The organism is Burkholderia sp. F1 (genome assembly GCF_050813845.1).
Taxonomy (GTDB): domain Bacteria; phylum Pseudomonadota; class Gammaproteobacteria; order Burkholderiales; family Burkholderiaceae; genus Burkholderia; species Burkholderia ubonensis.
Genome location: NZ_CP172422.1, coordinates 2677522 through 2696056, shown reverse-complemented (window position 1 = coordinate 2696056; position 18535 = coordinate 2677522). Strand labels below are relative to the sequence as shown.

The 18535-nt window shown below is 70.0% G+C and carries 16 protein-coding genes; 12 read left to right on the top strand and 4 right to left on the bottom strand.

The window, feature by feature from the left end:
- The first annotated feature begins 33 nt into the window (after positions 1-33).
- The 9 genes from ACFIMZ_RS30590 to ACFIMZ_RS30550 all read left to right on the top strand — a co-directional run bounded on the left by ACFIMZ_RS30590 (position 34) and on the right by ACFIMZ_RS30550 (position 11378).
- Positions 34-1446 (top strand): UDP-glucose dehydrogenase family protein, encoded by a 1413-nt coding sequence (locus ACFIMZ_RS30590; protein ID WP_431823183.1) that lies wholly within the window; start codon positions 34-36, stop codon positions 1444-1446.
- Positions 1447-1461: 15 nt separating this feature from the next.
- Complete coding sequence (locus tag ACFIMZ_RS30585; protein ID WP_431823182.1) at positions 1462-1905, top strand: low molecular weight protein-tyrosine-phosphatase; 444 nt, start codon at positions 1462-1464, stop codon at positions 1903-1905.
- Positions 1899-3077, top strand: a complete 1179-nt coding sequence (locus ACFIMZ_RS30580) for a polysaccharide biosynthesis/export family protein (RefSeq protein WP_431823181.1) — start codon at positions 1899-1901, stop codon at positions 3075-3077. The genes ACFIMZ_RS30585 and ACFIMZ_RS30580 overlap by 7 nt, the downstream gene beginning before the upstream one ends.
- Positions 3078-3169: 92 nt before the next feature.
- The gene (locus ACFIMZ_RS30575) at positions 3170-5395 is read left to right on the top strand and encodes a polysaccharide biosynthesis tyrosine autokinase (RefSeq protein WP_431823180.1); all 2226 of its coding nucleotides are present in this window, start codon (positions 3170-3172) and stop codon (positions 5393-5395) included.
- 18 nt (positions 5396-5413) lie between these two features.
- Positions 5414-6373: a glycosyltransferase family 2 protein gene (locus tag ACFIMZ_RS30570; RefSeq protein ID WP_431823179.1), complete on the top strand. Its 960-nt coding sequence runs from the start codon at positions 5414-5416 to the stop codon at positions 6371-6373.
- A gap of 43 nt (positions 6374-6416) precedes the next feature.
- Positions 6417-7556 carry a glycosyltransferase gene (locus ACFIMZ_RS30565; protein WP_431823178.1) on the top strand — a complete coding sequence of 380 codons (1140 nt, stop codon included), beginning with the start codon at positions 6417-6419 and terminating at the stop codon, positions 7554-7556.
- A gap of 11 nt (positions 7557-7567) precedes the next feature.
- Complete coding sequence (locus tag ACFIMZ_RS30560; RefSeq protein ID WP_431823177.1) at positions 7568-9034, top strand: O-antigen ligase family protein; 1467 nt, start codon at positions 7568-7570, stop codon at positions 9032-9034.
- On the top strand, positions 9031-10215 hold the full coding sequence (locus ACFIMZ_RS30555; protein WP_431823176.1) for a glycosyltransferase family 4 protein: 1185 nt from the start codon (positions 9031-9033) through the stop codon (positions 10213-10215). Before ACFIMZ_RS30560 ends, ACFIMZ_RS30555 begins: the two co-directional genes overlap by 4 nt.
- A complete protein-coding gene (locus tag ACFIMZ_RS30550) occupies positions 10215-11378 on the top strand; it encodes a glycosyltransferase family 4 protein (protein WP_431823175.1) in 1164 nt (387 codons plus the stop codon). Before ACFIMZ_RS30555 ends, ACFIMZ_RS30550 begins: the two co-directional genes overlap by 1 nt.
- Positions 11379-11406: 28 nt before the next feature.
- Here the strand turns inward: ACFIMZ_RS30550 and ACFIMZ_RS30545 are convergent, their stop codons facing one another.
- Positions 11407-12633 carry an MFS transporter gene (locus ACFIMZ_RS30545; protein ID WP_431823174.1) on the bottom strand — a complete coding sequence of 409 codons (1227 nt, stop codon included), beginning with the start codon at positions 12631-12633 and terminating at the stop codon, positions 11407-11409.
- 99 nt (positions 12634-12732) lie between these two features.
- Between ACFIMZ_RS30545 and ACFIMZ_RS30540 the strand changes: the two genes are divergently transcribed.
- Together ACFIMZ_RS30540 and ACFIMZ_RS30535 are read left to right on the top strand one after the other, a co-directional pair.
- Entirely contained in the window at positions 12733-13194 is a 462-nt protein-coding gene (locus ACFIMZ_RS30540) for a winged helix-turn-helix transcriptional regulator (protein ID WP_431823173.1), read from the top strand.
- 55 nt (positions 13195-13249) lie between these two features.
- The gene (locus ACFIMZ_RS30535) at positions 13250-14191 is read left to right on the top strand and encodes a hypothetical protein (RefSeq protein WP_431823172.1); all 942 of its coding nucleotides are present in this window, start codon (positions 13250-13252) and stop codon (positions 14189-14191) included.
- Between the two features lie 10 nt (positions 14192-14201).
- On the opposite strand, the gene ACFIMZ_RS30530 is transcribed toward ACFIMZ_RS30535, so the two are convergent.
- From ACFIMZ_RS30530 to ACFIMZ_RS30520, 3 genes are all read right to left on the bottom strand, one after another.
- A complete protein-coding gene (locus tag ACFIMZ_RS30530; RefSeq protein ID WP_431823171.1) occupies positions 14202-15635 on the bottom strand; it encodes an MFS transporter in 1434 nt (477 codons plus the stop codon).
- A gap of 125 nt (positions 15636-15760) precedes the next feature.
- Positions 15761-16540 carry a helix-turn-helix domain-containing protein gene (locus ACFIMZ_RS30525; protein WP_431823170.1) on the bottom strand — a complete coding sequence of 260 codons (780 nt, stop codon included), beginning with the start codon at positions 16538-16540 and terminating at the stop codon, positions 15761-15763.
- A gap of 32 nt (positions 16541-16572) precedes the next feature.
- Positions 16573-16914 (bottom strand): FKBP-type peptidyl-prolyl cis-trans isomerase, encoded by a 342-nt coding sequence (locus ACFIMZ_RS30520; RefSeq protein ID WP_059613377.1) that lies wholly within the window; start codon positions 16912-16914, stop codon positions 16573-16575.
- 502 nt (positions 16915-17416) lie between these two features.
- On the opposite strand from ACFIMZ_RS30520, the gene ACFIMZ_RS30515 reads away from it, so the two are divergent.
- Complete coding sequence (locus tag ACFIMZ_RS30515) at positions 17417-18337, top strand: metal-dependent hydrolase (protein ID WP_431823169.1); 921 nt, start codon at positions 17417-17419, stop codon at positions 18335-18337.
- Positions 18338-18535 lie beyond the last annotated feature (198 nt).

Below are 18535 nucleotides of genomic sequence, written 5' to 3'. Positions count from 1 at the left end.
ATTTCGAATCACTGGTCAAGAGGTCGACACATCATGAATCTGACTATCATCGGCAGCGGTTACGTAGGTCTCGTCACCGGCGCCTGCCTCGCCGACATCGGGCACGACGTGTTCTGTCTCGACGTCGATCAGCGCAAGATCGACATCCTCAACGGCGGCGGCGTGCCGATCCACGAGCCGGGCCTCAAGGAGATCATCGCGCGCAACCGCTCGGCGGGCCGCCTGCGCTTCTCGACCGACGCCGAGGCCGCGGTCGCGCACGGCGACGTGCAGTTCATCGCGGTCGGCACGCCGCCCGACGAGGACGGCTCCGCCGACCTGCAGTACGTGCTCGCCGCCGCGCGCAACATCGGCCGCCACATGACCGGCTTCAAGGTGATCGTCGACAAGTCGACCGTTCCGGTCGGCACCGCCGAGCGCGTGCGCGCGGCGGTCGCCGAGGAGCTCGCGAAGCGCGGCGGCGACCAGATGTTCTCGGTCGTGTCGAATCCGGAATTCCTGAAGGAGGGCGCGGCGGTCGACGACTTCACGCGGCCCGACCGCATCGTGATCGGCTGCGACGACGACGTGCCGGGCGAGCGCGCGCGCGAGCTGATGAAGAAGCTCTACGCGCCGTTCAACCGCAACCACGAGCGCACGCTGTACATGGACGTGCGTTCGGCCGAGTTCACGAAGTATGCGGCGAACGCGATGCTCGCGACCCGCATCTCGTTCATGAACGAGCTCGCGAACCTCGCGGACCGCTTCGGCGCGGACATCGAGGCGGTGCGGCGCGGGATCGGCTCCGATCCGCGCATCGGCTACCACTTCCTGTACGCGGGCTGCGGCTACGGCGGCTCGTGCTTCCCGAAGGACGTCGAGGCGCTGATCCGCACAGCGGACGACCACGGCCAGTCGCTGCAGATCCTGAAGGCGGTGTCGTCGGTGAACGCCGGGCAGAAGCGCGTGCTCGCCGAGAAGATCGTCGCGCGCTTCGGCGAGGACCTGACGGGCCGCACGTTCGGCATCTGGGGTCTCGCGTTCAAGCCGAACACCGACGACATGCGCGAGGCGCCGAGCCGCGCGCTGATCGCCGAGCTGCTGTCGCGCGGCGCGCGCGTCGCCGCCTACGACCCGGTCGCGCAGCACGAGGCGCAGCGCGTGATCGCGCTCGATCTCGCGAGCCACCCGGGCTGGCTCGAGCGCCTCGCGTATGTCGACGACGAATCGCAGGTCGCGCGCGACGCCGATGCGCTCGTGATCGTCACCGAATGGAAGGCGTTCAAGAGCCCGGACTTCACTGCGCTCGGCCGGCTGTGGAAGTCGCCCGTGATCTTCGACGGCCGCAACCTGTACGAGCCCGACGCGATGAGCGAGCAGGGCATCGAATATCACCCGATCGGCCGGCCGGGCTCGCGCCAGGCGCTCGCCGCACGCCTTTCCGGAGCCGCCCGCGCGAACGCGTGAGGCCGGTCATACGCCATGTTCCGAAACATCCTGATCGTCTGCCACGCCAACGTCTGCCGCAGTCCGGCGGCGGAGCTGCTGTTCAAGTCGCATGCCGCGTCGCGCGGCGGGCCGCGCGTGGCATTCCACTCGGCGGGCGTCGATGCGAACGTCGGCGAAGGCATCGATCCGGTGATGCGCCGGCTGCTCGCCGAGCGCGGCGTCGACGCGACGACGCATCGCTCGCGGCGCCTGTCCCGCAACCTCGTGCGCGAAGCCGACCTGATTCTGGTCAGCGAGCGAGCGCAGATCGCGGCGGTCGAGTCGGTCGACCCGTTCTCGCGCGGCAAGGTGCATCTGCTCGGCAAGTGGGAAGACGCCGAGATCGCCGATCCGCATGGCGGCCCCGAGGCCGGCTATCGCCGAAGCTGCACATTGATCGAACGTCTGGTTCAAGGATGGCTGCAAAAACTATGCTGAATCGTACGCTGCGCCCCATGGCGCTTGCCGTTGCGCTGTCGACGCTCCTGTCGGCCTGCGCGACCGCGCCGGGCAACTACCTCGATGCGTCGCGCCTGAAGGAAGAGGCGCGCGCGCAACCGTCCGAGACCTACACGGTCCACTACATCGACGCGAAGCTGATCATGGACCAGCTCCAGCAGCAGCGCGTGTCGCACCCGCTGCCGCCGTCGCGCTTCACGGACCCGTCGCAATACGTGTACCGCATCGGGCCGCAGGACATCCTCGGCGTGACGGTGTGGGACCACCCCGAGCTGACGACGCCGCAGGGCCAGTCGTTCTCGAGCGGCGGCAACACGACGCAGACGGTGGCCGGCGCGCTGCAGCAGCCGTATACGACGGCGCTGCCGGGCCAGGCCGATCCGTACGGCCAGACGGTCGGCGCGGACGGCACGATCTTCTTCCCGTTCGTCGGCCGCATCCGCGCGGCGGGCAAGACGATCACGCAGGTGCGCGAAGAGCTGGCCACGAGCCTCGCGCGCTACGTGAAGAATCCGCAGATCGACGTGCGCGTGCTGTCGTTCCGCAGCCAGAAGGTGCAGGTCACCGGCGAGGTGAAGCAGCCGGGCCCGCTCGCGGTGAGCGACGTGCCGCTCACGCTCGTCGACGCGATCTCGCGCTCGGGCGGCTCGACCTCCGAGGCCGACCTGCAGCGCGTGCGCCTGACACGCGACGGCAAGTTCTACACGCTCGACGCGAACGGCGTGCTCGATCGCGGCGAGGTGTCGCAGAACGTGATGCTGCAGCCGGGCGACATCGTCAACGTGCCGGACCGCAGCGACAGCCGCGTGTACATCATGGGCGAAGTGAAGACGCCGGTCGCGGTGCCGATGATGAAGGGCAAGCTGACGATCGCCGACGCGCTGACGTCGGGCGGCGGCATCCTCGATACCGACGCGAACCCGCGCAAGATCTACGTGATGCGCGGGACGCGCGACAACCCGACCAAACCGGAAGTGTTCCGGCTCGACATGACGCAGCCTGACGCGCTGATGCTGTCGAGCCGCTTCCAGTTGCAACCGCTCGATGTCGTGTACGTCGACACGGCGGGCTCGGTGCAGTTCAACCGCGTGCTGCAGCAGGTGCTGCCGACGGTTCAGACGATCTTCTTCATGAAGCAGATCACGCGCTGACGAACCGTGGGGCGCCCGCCGGGAGCGATCTTCCGGCGGCGGCCCGCCACCGGGGCGGCGCAACCGTCCCGGCCCAACTCAAGCGGGAACGTATGGTGAACACGCAAGCGAAACAACCCTACGCGGGCCTGGCCGCGAAGACCGAGGAAGAAGATGTCGTGCTCGGTCAGCTGATCCAGGTGATCTTCGACGATTTCTGGACGCTGCTCGGCATCGCGGTGACCGTCGTCGCGCTCGCCGGCCTCTACTGCTTCATCGCGAAGCCGGTGTACCAGGCCGACGTGCACGTGCGGGTCGAAGGCAACGACAACACGTCGCAGGCGCTCACGCAGACGCAGACGGGCGCCGTCATCAACAGCGGCCCGCAGCAGGCGCCGACCGACGCGGAAATCGAGATCATCAAGAGCCGCGGCGTCGTCGCGCCGGTCGTCGAGCAGTTCAAGCTGAACTTCTCGGTGATGCCGAAGACGATCCCCGTGCTCGGCAGCCTGGCCGCGCGCTTCGCGACGCCGGGCGAGCCGGCCAAGCCGTGGCTCGGCCTGAAGTCGTACGCGTGGGGCGGCGAGCTCGCCGACATCGACACGGTCAACGTCGTGCCGGCGCTCGAAGGCAGGAAGCTGACGCTGACCGCGGGGCCGAACGGCAGCTACACGCTCGCCGACGAGAACGGCGGCCGGATTCTCTCGGGCCGCGTCGGCGAAGCCGAGCAGGGCGGCGGCGTGACGCTGATGGTGTCGAAGCTGGTCGCGCGCCCGGGCACGCAGTTCACGGTGGTCCGGTACAACGACCTCGACGCGATCACCGGGTTCCAGACCGGCATCCAGGTGACCGAGCAGGGCAAGCAGACCGGCGTCGTGCAGATCTCGCTCGAAGGCAAGGATCCGGAGCAGACAGCGGCGATCGCCAATGCGCTCGCGCAGTCGTACCTGAACCAGCACGTGGTCGCGAAGCAGGCCGAGGCGACCAAGATGCTCGACTTCCTGAAGGGCGAGGAGCCCCGCCTGAAGGCGGACCTCGAGCGCGCCGAGGCCGCGCTGACCCAGTACCAGCGCACGTCCGGCTCGATCAACGCGAGCGACGAGGCGAAGGTCTACCTCGAGGGCAGCGTGCAGTACGAGCAGCAGATCGCCGCGCAGCGCCTGCAGCTCGCGTCGCTCGCGCAGCGCTTCACCGATTCGCATCCGATGGTGATCGCCGCGAAGCAGCAGCTCGGCCAGCTGCAGGCCGAGAAGGACAAGTTCTCGAACCGCTTCCGCAGCCTGCCGGCGACCGAGGTGAAGGCGGTCCAGCTGCAGCGCGACGCGAAGGTTGCCGAGGACATCTATGTGCTGCTGCTGAACCGCGTGCAGGAACTGTCGGTGCAGAAGGCGGGGACGGGCGGCAACATCCACCTGATCGACTCGGCGCTGCGTCCGGGCGCTCCGGTCAAGCCGAAGAAAGTGCTGATCCTGTCGGCCGCGGTGTTCCTCGGGCTGATTCTCGGGACGGGCATCGTGTTCCTGCGTCGCAACATGTTCCAGGGCATCGAGGATCCGGACCGCGTCGAGCGCATGTTCAACCTGCCGCTGTACGGGCTCGTGCCGGAAAGCGCCGAGCAGGCGCGGCTCGACGCGCAGGCCGAGAAGAGCGGCAGCCGCGCGCGGGCGATCCTCGCGAGCCTGCGTCCGAAGGACCCGAGCGTCGAGAGCCTGCGCAGCCTGCGCACCGCGATGCAGTTCGCGCTGATGGACGCGAAGAACCGCGTGATCGTGCTGACCGGCCCGACGCCGGGCATCGGCAAGAGCTTCCTCGCGGTCAACCTCGCGGTGCTGCTCGCGCACTCCGGCAAGCGCGTGCTGCTGGTCGACGCCGACATGCGCCGCGGCCTGCTCGACCGCTACTTCGGCCTCACGCAGCAGCCCGGCCTGTCCGAGCTGCTGAGCGACCAGTCGGCGCTCGAGGACGCGATCCGCGAGACGCCGGTGCCGGGCCTGTCGTTCATCCCGGCCGGCACGCGTCCGCCGAACCCGTCGGAGCTGCTGATGTCGTCGCGCCTGCCGCAGTACCTCGAAGGCCTCGGCAAGCGCTACGACGTGGTGCTGGTCGATTCGCCGCCGGTGCTGGCCGTGACCGACGCGACGATCTTCGGCCGCATGGCGGGCTCGACGTTCCTCGTGCTGCGCTCGGGCATGCATACCGAAGGCGAGATCGGCGATGCGATCAAGCGGCTGCGCACCGCGGGCGTCGACCTGCAGGGCGGCATCTTCAATGGCGTGCCGCCGAAGGCGCGCGGCTACGGCCGCGGCTATGCGGCCGTGCACGAATACCTGAGCGCCTGACCGGATGGAGACTCGACGATGAAAATTTCCGTGCTCGTTCCGACCTACCGGCGTCCGGCCGATCTCGCGCGCTGCCTGCATGCGCTGCAGCGCCAGGCGCGGATGCCCGACGAGGTGATCGTCGTCGCGCGCCCGGAAGACGACGCGACGCACGAGCGCCTCGCCGACCCGGCGGTCGGCGGCACGCTGCCGCTGCGCGTCGTGCCGGTCGACGTGCCGGGGCAGGTCGCCGCGTTGAACAAGGGCCTCGACTCGGTGCGCGGCGACATCGTCGCGATCACCGACGACGATGCCGCGCCGCATCCCGACTGGCTCGCGCGCATCGAAGCGGCGTTCGTCGCCGATCCGCGCGTCGGCGCCGTCGGCGGGCGCGACTGGGTGCACGAGAAAGGCCGCCTGCTCGACGAATCGCGCGAGCTCGTCGGCCAGCTCACGCTGTCCGGCAAGATCATCGGCAATCATCATCTCGGCGTCGGCGGCATGCGCGAGGTCGACACGCTGAAGGGCGCGAACATGAGCTTCCGGCGCGCGGCGATCGAGCGGCTGCGCTTCGATACGCGGCTGCGCGGCGCGGGCGCGCAGGTGCACAACGACATGGCGTTCAGCATGCGCGTGCAGCGCGACGGCTGGACCCTCGTCTACGACCCGGCGATCGCGGTCGATCACTTTCCGGCCGAGCGCTTCGACGACGACCGGCGCGATGCCGCGTCGCTGAACGCGATCAGCAACGGCGCGTACAACCTGCATCTGACGCTGCGCGAGCATCTGCCGCCGATCCGGCGCGAGATCGCGTGGTGGTGGTGGATGCTGGTCGGCACCCGCGTCTATCCGGGGCTCGCGCACCTGCTGCTGTCGCTGCATACCGCGCAGCGCGACCGCGTGCGCGACCACTGGCGCGCGGTGCGGCGCGGCGCGCGCGACGCCCGCCGCGCGGCCCTGGCCTCCCACCGTGCGGCGATGCCGACGGTGACGTCTTGAACGGGCTGCGCGCATCAAGCGCGGCCAAACCTGGAGGGCTCGCATGACTGCGACGAAAGTGCACGTCCATCTGTTTTACGGCGCCGATCCGCGCACGTACCGCAAAGGCGATGACATCGGCTGCCTGTACGGCTATCACCACGCCGAATCGGACGAATTCACGCTGACCTATTCGCGGGACGCGCGCGAGAACCGCGTTGTCGGCATCGCGCGCCGCGCGCTGAAGGCGGCGCTCGGCTTCGACGTCGTGCATGCGTGGCGCAACCGCGCCGCGCTGATCGGCACCGACGTGATCTGGACGCACACGGAGCAGGAGCACCTCGCCGCGTCGCTGATCCTGAAGCTGGCGGGCGAGCGGGGCAAGCGTCCGCTGCTGCTCGCGCAGAGCGTGTGGCTGTACGACAAGTGGAGCGGCTACGGCCGCCTGCGCCGCTGGCTGTATCGCAAGCTGCTCGCGCGCGCCGACGTGCTGACGACGCTCGCGCGCGACAACGCCGAGCTGTGCCGCCGCTACCTGCGGCGCGACGCGCTGTTCGTCCATTACGGGCTCAACACGCAGGATTTCCCGATCGGCGAGCCGCGGCAGTGGACGCCGAACCGGCCGCTGCGCATCGCGGCGATCGGCAACGACCGCGATCGCGACTGGCGCACCTTCCTCGCCGCGTTCGGCGGCGACGACCGCTACGACGTGCGGCTCGCGACGCGCCGGCGCGTGCCGCGCGAATGGCGCGCGCCGAACGTGAAGATCGGCTCGGCGTCCGGGCTCGCGAAGCAGCACGAGCTGTATGCGTGGGCCGACGTGATCGTCGTGCCGCTGCGGCCGAACTTCCATGCGTCGGGCATCACGGTGATGCTCGAGACGGCCGCGCTCGGCAAGCCGATGATCGTGTCCGACGTCGGCGGGCTCGCCGACTACTTCCCGCACGACACGGCCGCCTACGTGCCGCCGTTCGACGCGCAGGCGATGCGCCAGGCGGCCGATGGCTTCGCGGCGGACCCGGCCCGCGCGCTCGCGACCGCGCAGGCCGCGGCGGCGCGGCTGCGCGAGCGTGACCTGACGACGCAGGCGTTCGCCGCGCAGCACGTGCGGATCACGCGCGACCTGCTGCGCCAGCGCCGCACGCCGGCGGCGGCCGGCATGGCGCTGCCGCTCGCGGATTCCCGTCCGTCGTCGTCGCGATGAGCACGGGTGCGATGAGTACGTCGATCGCCGCCGCTGAACCGTCCCGCACGCGCCGCCGGTTTGCCGAGCCGAAGCACTGGGCCGGGCAGGCCGGGCTGTGGACCTTTACGGCCGTGCTGATCGCCGCGCACCAGGGCTCGGTGCTGACGCTCGCGTTCCCGGTGCTGTCGATCGCGGTGGGCCTGTGGCTGTATTTCAAGAGTCCGGCGCGCTACGTCGGCTTCATGTGGTGGGTGTGGTTCCTGAGCCCCGAGGTGCGGCGTCTCGCCGACTGGTCGAAGGGCGCGTTCACGCCGACGAGCCTGATCCAGGTCGCGCCGCTCGCGGTGACGATGATCGCCGGCCTCGGGCTGCTGCGCCATTACCGCGTGCTCGCGCAGCGGCGCGGGATACCGGTGCTGCTGATCCTGTTCGGGCTCACGTACGCGTACCTCGTCGGCGTCGTATCGAGCGGCGTGATGGCCGCGACCTACGACCTCGCGAACTGGGTGTACCCGCTGCTGATCGGCTTTCACATCATGGTCAACGCGCGCGACTATCCCGAGTATCGCGACGTGCTGCTGTCCACCTTCATGTGGGGCATGCTCGTGATGGGCGCGTACGGCGTCGTGCAGTACTTCCTGATGCCGCAGTGGGACGTGCTGTGGATGGTCGGCTCGCAGATGGGCTCGCAGGGCGAGCCCGTGCCGTACGGCGTGCGGGTGTTCAGCACGATGAACTCGTCCGGGCCGTTCGCGTTCGCGATGATGGGCGCGCTCGTGTTCGTGCTCGCCGCGCCGCAGAAGATCCGCTGGGTGGCGGGGGCGATGGGCTTCATCTCGTTCGCGCTGTGTCTCGTGCGCTCGACGTGGGGCGGCTGGGTGATCGCGCTCGCGATCCAGCTCGTGCAGTCGAGCAACCGCGTGCGGATGCGGATCATCGTCAGCGGGCTCGTGCTGGCCGGGCTGTGCGTGCCGCTGCTGACCGTCGGGCCGGTCGCCGACCGTCTCGGCGCGCGCCTGCAGTCGATCACGAACCTGAAGGACGACCGCAGCTACGACGACCGCAACAAGTTCTATGCGAGCTTCGCGGAGACGGCGTTTACCGACGTCGCCGGCGAAGGAATGGGCGCGACCGGCGCATCGACCAAGCTGTCGAGCGACAGCGGCGAGCTCGGCAAGTACGGCAGCTTCGACAGCGGCGTGATGAACGTGCCGTTCGTGCTCGGCTGGCCCGGCACGCTGCTGTATCTCGCGGGGTTCGTGCTGCTGCTCGGCCGCACGCTGCGCGCGGCCTTCAGGCTGCGCAAGGACAAGTTCGTCGGCGCCTGCCTGAGCCTGTGCCTGTCGGTCTTCGCGATGCTCGTGTTCACGAACTCGCTGATCGGCACTGGAGGGCTGCTGCTGTTCACCGCCATTTTTTCGATTCTTTCCGCGGCGCACTGGCAGAAGGCCCGGCGCCAGCTATCCGCCGCGACCTTAACGGGAGCCGACCATTGAGAATCGCGATCGTCACGCATGTCGTGCGTCATAACGACGGGCAGGGCCGCGTCAACTACGAGATCGCCCGCGCGGCGCTGGCCGAGGACTACGAGGTGACGCTCGTCGCGTCGCACGTCGCGCCCGAGCTGCTCGCGAACCACCGGGTGCGCTGGGCGCCCGTGAAGGTCGGGCGCTTCTGGCCGTCGAACCTCGTCAAGCAGCAGGTGTTCGCGCTGAAGAGCGCGTGGTGGCTGCGCGCGCATCGCGGCGAATACGACGTGCTGCACGTGAACGGCTTCATCTCGTGGATCAGGGCCGACGTGAACACCGCGCACTTCGTGCACGGCGGCTGGTTCAAGAGTCCGTATTATCCGTTCGGGCTGACCAAGGGCCTGTGGTCCGCCTACCAGTACGTCTACACGCGCGTGAACACTGCGCTCGAACGCTGGGCGTACCGGCGCTCGCGAGCGATCACCGCGGTGTCGCAGAAGGTCGCCGACGAGATCCGCGGGCTCGGCATCGACGGCGGCAAGATCAGCGTGATCTACAACGGCGTCGACGCCGGCGCGTTCGCGGACGCGCAGCCCGACCGCGCGGCGTTCGAACTGCCGGCCGACGCGTTCCTGCTGCTGTTCGTCGGCGACCTGCGCACGCCGCGCAAGAACCTCGGCACCGTGCTGAAGGCGCTGACGAAGCTGCCGGAGAACGTGCATCTCGCGGTCGCGGGCTACCTGCCCGGCAGCCCGTATCCGGCCGAGGCGCGCGCGCTCGGGCTCGACAGGCGCGTGCATTTCCTCGGGCTCGTCAAGAACATGCCGACGCTGATGCGCTCGGTCGACGCGTACGTGTTTCCGTCGCGCTACGAGGCGATGAGCCTGTCGCTGCTCGAGGCGATGGCGGCCGGCCTGCCGGTCGTCACCGCGCGCACCGCGGGCGGCGCCGAGATCATCACGCGCGAGTGCGGGATCGTGCTCGACGATCCCGACGATCCGGCCGCGCTCGCGCAGGCGGTCGGCACGCTCGCGGCGTCGCGCGACGCGTGCCGCGCGATGGGCGCGGCGGCGCGCGACCTGATGTCCCGTTTCGGCTGGGCGCACATGGGCGCCCAGTATGTCGCGCTTTATCAGCGCATCGGCCAACCCTCGCAGCCGACCGCCCTCGGGCGTGTCGAGCCTGCAGTCACGCAGGAGCAATCGTGATGCCTCATTCCACCCGGCCGATCAAATCGCTGCAGATCGGCATGCACTGGTTTCCCGAACGTGCGGGCGGCCTCGACCGGATGTACTACTCGCTCGTCGGCGCGCTGCCCGGCGCGGGCGTCGCGGTGCGCGGGCTCGTCGCGGGCTCCGAGCAGGTCGCGAACGACACCGGCGGCGCGATCCGCGGCTTCGGCCCGGCCGAGCAGCCGCTCGCGCGCCGGATGCTGGCCGCGCGCCGCGCGCTGCGCGAGGTGATCCGCACCGAGCGGCCCGATGTGATTTCGTCGCATTTCGCGCTGTATACGTTCCCCGGCCTCGACGTCACGCGCGGGATTCCGCAGGTGTCGCATTTCCAGGGGCCGTGGGCCGACGAGAGCCAGGTCGAGGGCGCCGCGTCGCTCGGGCAGCGCGCGAAGCGCTATCTCGAGCACGCCGTGTATGCGCGCTCGTCGCGGCTGATCGTGCTGTCGCAGGCGTTCGGCCAGATCCTGACGAGCCGCTACGACATCGATCCGGAGCGCGTGCGCGTGATTCCGGGCTGCGTCGACACCGCGCAGTTCGACACGCCGCTCGCGCCCGCGGAGGCGCGGCACAAGCTGCAGTTGCCGCAGGACCGGCCGATCGTGCTCGCGGTGCGGCGGCTCGTGCGGCGCATGGGGCTCGAGGACCTGATCGACGCGATCGGCCTCGTCAAGCGCCGCCATCCGGACGTGCTGCTGCTGATCGCCGGCAAGGGCAAGCTCGCCGAGGAGCTGCAGCAGCGGATCGACGCGGCGGGGCTGCAGGACAACGTGAAGCTGCTCGGCTTCGTGCCCGACCATCATCTCGCGGCGCTGTATCGCGCGGCGACGGTCAGCGTCGTGCCGACGGTCGCGCTCGAAGGCTTCGGGCTGATCACCGTCGAATCGCTCGCGTCCGGCACGCCGGTGCTGGTCACGCCGGTCGGCGGGCTGCCGGAGGCGGTCGCCGGGCTGTCCGACGATCTGGTGCTGCCGTCGACCGGCGCGGATGCGATCGCGGAAGGTCTCGGCGCGGCGCTGTCGGGCGCGATCGTGCTGCCGGACGAAGGCGCGTGCAAGCGCTATGCGCGCGATCACTTCGACAACGCGGTGATCGCGCGGCGCGTCGCCGGCGTCTACGACGAGGCGATCCAGGCCGGTTGAGGCCGGTTGAGCGCCGCTGCGTTCGTCGTCAGTGCGCGCGTTTCAGCGTCGCCGCCCAGAACGCGAGCGCGGCGACGCTGACCGCCGCGCCGAGCACGCACACGCCGGCCCACCCGGCGCGTGCATACACCAGCGTCGACGCGATCGCGCCGAGTCCGCTGCCGACCGAGTAGAACAGCATGTAGCAGCCGACGAGGCGCGCGTGCGCGTCCGGGCGCGCGCCGAGGATCATGCTCTGGTTGACGACGTGAATCGCCTGCCCGCCGATGTCGAGCAGGACGATGCCGACGATCAGCAACGGAAGCGACGACGTCGTGAACGCGAGCGGCAGCCACGACACGACGAGCAGCACCAGCGCCGCGCCGGTCGTCGCCTGGCCGAGGCCACGATCGGCGAGCCGTCCCGTGCGCGCGGCGGCCACCGCGCCCAGCGCGCCGACGAGGCCGAACGCGCCGATGCCCGTATGCGACATCGCATGCGGCGGCGCGCTGAGCGGCAACACCAGCGCGCTCCAGAAGATGCTGAAGGCCGCGAACATCAGCAGCGCGAGCATGCCGCGCACCTGCAGCACGCGGTCGCGGCGCAGCAAGAATCCCATCGATGCCAGCAATGCCGCATAGCCGATGCGCTCGCGCGGCGCGCGCGCGTCGGGCAGCAGCCGCGACAGCACCCCCAGCATCACGATCGCGATCGCCGCCGACGCGAGATAGACGGCGCGCCAGCCGGCGAGATCGGTCACGAAGCCGGCCAGCGAGCGCGCGATCAAGAGCCCGATCACGACGCCGCCCTGCGCGGCGCCGACCACGCGCCCGCGCTCGCCGTCGCCCGCGAGCGCCGCCGAGCAGGCGATCAGGCCCTGGGTCATCGCGGTGCCGAGCAGCCCGACGCCGGCCATGCCGGCCAGCAGCCCGACGCGGGACGACGACGCGGCGACGCCGATGCACGCGGCCGTCAGCAGCACCAGCTGCACGGCGAGCAGCCGCTTGCGGTTCAGCAGGTCGCCGAGCGGGACGACGAACAGCAGCGCGAGCGCGCAGCCGAGCTGCGTCGCGGTGATGACGCCGCCGACTTCGGCATGCGGTATCGCGAAGTCGCGCGCGATCGAATCGAGCAGCGGCTGCGCATAGTAGACATTCGCGACGCTCGCCGCGCAGCAGACGGCGAGCAGCGCGACGCGCGCGGTCGACAGGCGGTTGCCCGCGGCGTCGGCGTCGGGCGCGCGACGGGCCGTCGCTGAAGTCACGGAAGTATCCATCGTTGCTCCTCACGCAAAGTAGTTGCAAATTGAAACTGGTGTGAGTGTAGGAAAAGAAGTTTTAAAATGCAACTTGTTGACGTGTGAGCGGAGGAACGGATGGCCAAACAGAAAAGTCTCGCGGATTCGCCGTGCCCGGTGGCGCGGGCGACCGACATCGTCGGCGACCGGTGGGCGCTCCTGATCGTGCGCGACGCATTCGACGGCGTGCGACGCTTCGGCGATTTCCGTGCGAGCCTCGGCGTGGCGAGCAACATCCTGTCGGACCGGCTCAGGATGCTGGTGGAGGCCGGCGTGTTCGAGGTCGTGCCGGCGTCGGACGGCACGGCGTACCAGGAGTACGCGCTGACGAAGAAGGGCGAGGGGCTGTTTCCGGTGATCGTGATGCTGCGCCAGTGGGGCGAAGCGAACCTGTTCGGGCGCGGCGAGCCGCATTCGGTGCTGGTCGACCGCAAGACCGGCCGCGCGATCCGCAAACTGGCGCTGCGTCACGACGACGGCAGGCCGCTGAAGGCGGCGGAGACGGTCGTCAGGAAGATCGGCGGCGACGGCCAGGTCTGATGACATCGTCGTCGGATAGACTGGCGCGGTCCCGGCTGACCTGAACGGCGTCCCCATGCCCAATCCGCTGCACTCCACCGGCTACGAGCGCCTGCTCGACCTGCAACGCCGCATCTACGACCATTGCCGACGCGTGAACGACGAATACGGGCGTGATCACGCGGACCCGGCTCACCCGTTATGGCTGTCCGATTTCAACTATGTCGTCGTCGCGCCGATGCGCGCCGGACTGCATGTCGAATATTTCGGCGACCCGTGGGACGAGTCTTTCGCGTGGACGCTGCAATGCGTCGCCGAACAGGCGGTGGCCGACGTCGTGACCGAGCTGGTCTTCGACGGTCCCGACGAAGGCGCCAACGGCACGCGCGAGTGGGATTTCGGGCCGCTGCTGGCGCGCGACGCGCGGTTTCCGCTGCTGCGCGCGCTGTCCATCAGGCCGACCGAACCGGCCGACCACAACGTGTCGATGATCGTTCGCGCCGGCCGCGTCATGGACGAGGGCGGCGACATTGCCCGCTTCGTCGCGAAGACGCCGTTTCTCACCGAATTGACGGTGCCCAACGCGCCCGATGCCGGTTTCTTCGACGTTCACCTGCCCCATCTCGCGACGCTGCGCATCGGCGGCGGGCATAGCACGCAGAACTTCATCGGCCATCTTGCCGACAGCGACAGCGAGAGCCTGCCGGGGCTTCACGTCCTCGACTTCACCGAGTCGACGGAACTGCAGACGACATGGAAGCGCGAGCGGGACCCCGGCAGCGTGACGTCGTTCGACGCATACGAGCGCCTGTTGAGAAGCCGGGCGGGGCAGGCCCTCCATACGTTGCGCCTGCGAAACACCTGTCTCGGTCTTGCCGAGCTCGAAGCGCTGCAGGCGCTGCATCCCCGGCTGCAATTCATGGTGATCCAGGCCGCGCACGGCGGATACGTGAGTCACTTCAAGCGCGACGTTTTTCCGTGGCGACACCTGGTTCAGAAGGATCCCGGCGAAGCGTGACATCGCGCCGTCAATCGACGGCCCGCACCGCGCGGCCGGCGCGCGACACGCCATGCGCGTCCGGCCGGACGATCGTGGCCAGCAGCGCGGCCACGATCAGCAGCGCGGCCGATACGGCGACCGCGGCTCTCAGCCCGTCCACGACGTGCGGCGCGCCGCCGCCGGCGAGCGCGCCGAACGCCGCGACGCCCATCGCGCCGCCGGCCTGCCGTGCGGTGTTCAGCACGGCCGATGCGATGCCCGCGCGTTCGGGCTCGACCGACGCGAGCACGGCCGTCGTCATCGCGGGCACCGCGAAGCCCATGCCGGCCGGAATCAGCAGAAACGGCACGAGCAGCGCGGCCAGCGGCGTCGACGCATCGACGAAGTGCAGCGCGCCATAGCCGAGCGCGGCGACCAGCGCGCCCGCGAGCATCGGCAGGCGCGGGCCGTGATGCGCGACCGCCCGGCCGCTTGCGAGGTTCGACAGCAGGAAGCCGCCCGTCAGCGGCAGGAACGCGAGGCCGGCCTGCAACGGCGATTCGCCGCGCACGCGCTGCAGGTACAGCGCGAGCACGAAGACGGTGCCGTAATACGTGAAGTTCACGCAGATCCCGAACAGCACGGCCGCGCTGAACGTGCGGCGGCGAAACAGCGACAGCGGCAGCATCGGCGCGGTGGCGTGCGCTTCGGCCGCGACGAAGGCGAGCGCGGCGAGTGCCGCCAGCGCAAAGCCGCCGGCCACGACCGGATGCGCGAAGCCGAGCGGCCGCCATTCGATCACGGCGCCGGTCAGCGCGGTCAGCATCAGGATCGCGAGCGCCTGGCCGCGCAGGTCGAGCGCGCGCGTGCGGTTCGGGAGCGCCGCCGCTTGCCGTTTCGCCGGCACCCACGCGAGCGTCGCCGCGAGCCCGGCCGCGCACAGCGGCAGATTGACGAGGAAGATGCCGCGCCAGCCCCAGGCGGCGATCAGCAGGCCGCCGACCACCGGGCCCGCGGCGATCGAGATCGCGCCGGCGGCGGTCCACCATCCGACGGCGCGCGCGCGCAGCCGCGGATCGTGGCGGCTCGCGTCGTTGAGCAGCGCGAGCGAATTGGGCAGCATCGCCGCGGCGCCGACGCCCTGCAGCGCGCGGGCGGCGATCAGCATCGCGGGTCGGGTGGCGGCGCCGCACGCGAGCGACGCCATCGCGAACAGCGCGAGGCCGGCGACATACATGCGCCGTGCGCCGAAGCGGTCGCCGAGCGCGCCGCCTGACAGCATCAGCACCGCGAACGCGAGCGTATACGCATCGACGACCCATTGCAGGCCGGCGACGGACAGATGCAGATCGCCGGCGAGATGCGCGAGCGCGATGTTCACGATCGTCACGTCGAGCTGCGTGACGACGAAGCCGGCGCTGACGGTCGCGACGATGCGCGCGAGCGCGGGCGGGAACGTGGGGGGAGGGGTCAGGGCATCCATGCGTCTATCGTAGGGCGCACGGGCGGACGACGTTTCACGATGGCGTGAAGTGTCGATCTGTCGTCGGGGGCGGGGGGGCGATGCTTCGGCAGTCTCCGCGCTACGCGAACGCGCGAATCAGCCGCTCAATGACGATCGCCGCGCCAGCGGCCCGGCGCGACGCCGAACCGTTTCGTGAACGCGTGCGTGAACGCGCTCTGGTCGGCGAAGCCGACCTGCCCGGCGATGTCCGCGAGCGGGTGCCGGCCGTCGGCGAGCAGGATGACCGCCGCGTCGAGACGCAGCCGTTGCAGGTAGCGGTGCGGAGTTTCGCCGAACGCGTCGACGAACAGCTGATGAAACCGGCGCATTCCGTAGCCGCAATGCGTGGCCAGATCGGCGATGCGCAGCGGCTCGGCGAGCCGCGCGCGCAGCCACTGGTCGATGCGCGCGAAATCGAGGCCCGCCGCGGGCGCTGCCGCTGCGAGGCCGCCGTCGCCCAGCAGCGCGCCGCACAGCTGCGCGGCGGCCTGCCATTGGAAACGATGCGCGGCCGCGCACTGCGCGTCGCCGGCCGGCGCGTCGAGCTGTTCGGCGGCGGCCGCGACCCGCGCGACCAGCGCCGTCAGGCCCGGATCGATCGACACGGCGCGCGCGCCGTCGAACAGCCGCTGCGGCACCGCGAGCGACGACGCGGGCAGGTCGAGCACGAGCTGGCGGTTGTCGCCGAGGCCCGCGTAATCGTGGCGCGAGCCGGCCGGAATCAGCCACGCGGCATGCCGGTCGATGCGCTGGCCGACGCCGTCCACCGCCATCACCATCGCGCCGTCCACGCCGAGCACGACCTGGTGGAAGTCGTGCAGGTCCGACGCTTCCGACGCGTCGTAGCGGCGCAGCGCAAGGGTGGGGGACGCGACGCGTTCCATCGGGCGGACGGCGGACGGTGGACCGTGGGGCGTCAGACGTCGAGCAGCTCGACCTCGAACACGAGCGTCGCGTTCGGCGGAATCACGCCGCCCGCGCCGCGCGGACCGTAGCCGAGTTGCGGCGGAATCGTCAGGCGGCGCACGCCGCCGACCTTCATGCCCTGCACGCCTTCGTCCCAGCCCTTGATGACCATGCCGCCGCCGAGCACGAACGCGAACGGGTCGTTGCGATCCTTGCTCGAATCGAATTTCTGGCCGTCGGTCAGCCAGCCCGTGTAATGCACGCTGACCGTTTGACCCGCTTGCGCCTCGGCGCCGGTGCCTTCGGTGAGATCTTCGTACTTGAGGCCCGTATCGGTCGTGATGACTGCCATGACTGCTCCTGAATGGGGTTGGGTGAAACCGCTATTGTAGGCGAGCGGACGCCGCGCCGCCGCACGCGCGGGCAGGGCGTCGGCGCGCGGTCGGCGGTTCGCTTGCCACCGGGTGCCGGCACGGCGCTCGACCGGCCCGTTTGAATCGATCCGAATCGATCGGCGGCCGCGTGGCCCGCATCGCGGCGCACGGCCGGGGCGCGCGTATGAATCCGGCTCGGCGTGGGCGCGTGCATCCGGCGCCGCGCCTGCGCGAGCCGTCCGGCGACGCCGGACGCGCGTTCGAATTTCCCTGTCGATGCACGCCGTTGCGGCGCCGGTTTTTCCGTCGCTTGCACCGCAAGGTGTTTGGAAGCGCGCGTCTACCACGCGGCTTGCGTGTGCCTGTCGTCGCGACCTATCTTTACATCTGTCAATGTCAAGATTTTCGATGTCGTGGACCGGCCCGGAACGGCAGGGCACGAGACCCGTGCGCGAAGCATGGGACAGGAGACGAACCATCATGAAATCAGCCGCTTCCGCCACCGCGGCCAACGTGATGCCGGTGCGCCGCGACCTGCGTTTCGACCTGCCGGTCGAGCGCGCGAAGGACTGGCACGGCAAGGGGCCGCACGTCACCCATTTCTTCAATGCGCTGTCGCTGCTGTTTCCGGCGGGCGAGCGCTTCTTCATGGATTCGGTGCGCCATTACCGAGACCGCATCGACGATCCGGTGCTCAAGCGCCAGGTGCTCGGCTTCATCGGCCAGGAGGCGATGCACACGCGCGAGCACGTCGAATACAACGCGCTGCTGCAGGCGAACCGGCTGCCGGCGCGCAAGCTCGACCAGCGCGTCTGGGCGGTGCTCGACTTCCTGAAGCGCACGCTGCCGCATTCGGTGCAGCTCGCGCACACGGTCGCCGCCGAGCATTACACGGCGATGCTCGCCGACTGGATCCTGCGTGATCCGTCGCGGCTGGCCGGCTCGGTCGACGGCTACCGGCAGATGTGGATCTGGCATGCGCTCGAGGAAACCGAGCACAAGTCGGTGTCGTTCGACGTGTGGAACGCGGTGATGAAGCCGGGCGCGCGGCGCTACTGCGTGCGCATCGGCGTGTTCCTGGCGACGACGCTGACGTTCTGGCCGACGGTGTACCTGATGCACCGCGCGCTGCTGCGGCGCGACCCGGCCGCCCGGCGCCACCGCGTGCGCGGGACGCTGGGCATGATCGCGTTCCTGTACGGGCCGCGCCGCGGGTTGTTTCCGCGCATCGCGCGCGAATGGCTGAGTTTCTTGCGGCCCGGCTTCCATCCGTGGGATCACGACAACCGCCACCATCTCGCGCGCGTCGATGCGCTCGTCGCCGCGTACGGGGAGCACGACGGCACGTCGCCCGGCCGTGGCCGCGCGAACGCGCTCGCGCCGCTGACGTCCGGGCGCTGACCGGCATTGGGCGCCGAGGGCGTCGAGGGCGCCGTGTTGCGCCCGCACGTCAGTCGGCTGAGTGTGACGATTGACCTCGGCCAATCGGCGCGATCCGCCCCCGATCGCGTTCGCCCGCTCGAGATCGGACCCGAAATCGACGGTCGCCGGCGTGGCGGGCACGGCGGCGGCCGCCACGCCCGGCGCATCGCGGACGGC

Coding starts and splice junctions, on each gene's coding strand:
- ACFIMZ_RS30590 (WP_431823183.1), top strand. CDS start 34: ATGAATCTGACTATCATCGGCAGCGGTTACGTAGGTCTCGTCACCGGC.
- ACFIMZ_RS30585 (WP_431823182.1), top strand. CDS start 1,462: ATGTTCCGAAACATCCTGATCGTCTGCCACGCCAACGTCTGCCGCAGT.
- ACFIMZ_RS30580 (WP_431823181.1), top strand. CDS start 1,899: ATGCTGAATCGTACGCTGCGCCCCATGGCGCTTGCCGTTGCGCTGTCG.
- ACFIMZ_RS30575 (WP_431823180.1), top strand. CDS start 3,170: ATGGTGAACACGCAAGCGAAACAACCCTACGCGGGCCTGGCCGCGAAG.
- ACFIMZ_RS30570 (WP_431823179.1), top strand. CDS start 5,414: ATGAAAATTTCCGTGCTCGTTCCGACCTACCGGCGTCCGGCCGATCTC.
- ACFIMZ_RS30565 (WP_431823178.1), top strand. CDS start 6,417: ATGACTGCGACGAAAGTGCACGTCCATCTGTTTTACGGCGCCGATCCG.
- ACFIMZ_RS30560 (WP_431823177.1), top strand. CDS start 7,568: ATGAGTACGTCGATCGCCGCCGCTGAACCGTCCCGCACGCGCCGCCGG.
- ACFIMZ_RS30550 (WP_431823175.1), top strand. CDS start 10,215: ATGCCTCATTCCACCCGGCCGATCAAATCGCTGCAGATCGGCATGCAC.
- ACFIMZ_RS30545 (WP_431823174.1), bottom strand. CDS start 12,633: ATGGATACTTCCGTGACTTCAGCGACGGCCCGTCGCGCGCCCGACGCC.
- ACFIMZ_RS30540 (WP_431823173.1), top strand. CDS start 12,733: ATGGCCAAACAGAAAAGTCTCGCGGATTCGCCGTGCCCGGTGGCGCGG.
- ACFIMZ_RS30535 (WP_431823172.1), top strand. CDS start 13,250: ATGCCCAATCCGCTGCACTCCACCGGCTACGAGCGCCTGCTCGACCTG.
- ACFIMZ_RS30530 (WP_431823171.1), bottom strand. CDS start 15,635: ATGGATGCCCTGACCCCTCCCCCCACGTTCCCGCCCGCGCTCGCGCGC.
- ACFIMZ_RS30525 (WP_431823170.1), bottom strand. CDS start 16,540: ATGGAACGCGTCGCGTCCCCCACCCTTGCGCTGCGCCGCTACGACGCG.
- ACFIMZ_RS30520 (WP_059613377.1), bottom strand. CDS start 16,914: ATGGCAGTCATCACGACCGATACGGGCCTCAAGTACGAAGATCTCACC.
- ACFIMZ_RS30515 (WP_431823169.1), top strand. CDS start 17,417: ATGAAATCAGCCGCTTCCGCCACCGCGGCCAACGTGATGCCGGTGCGC.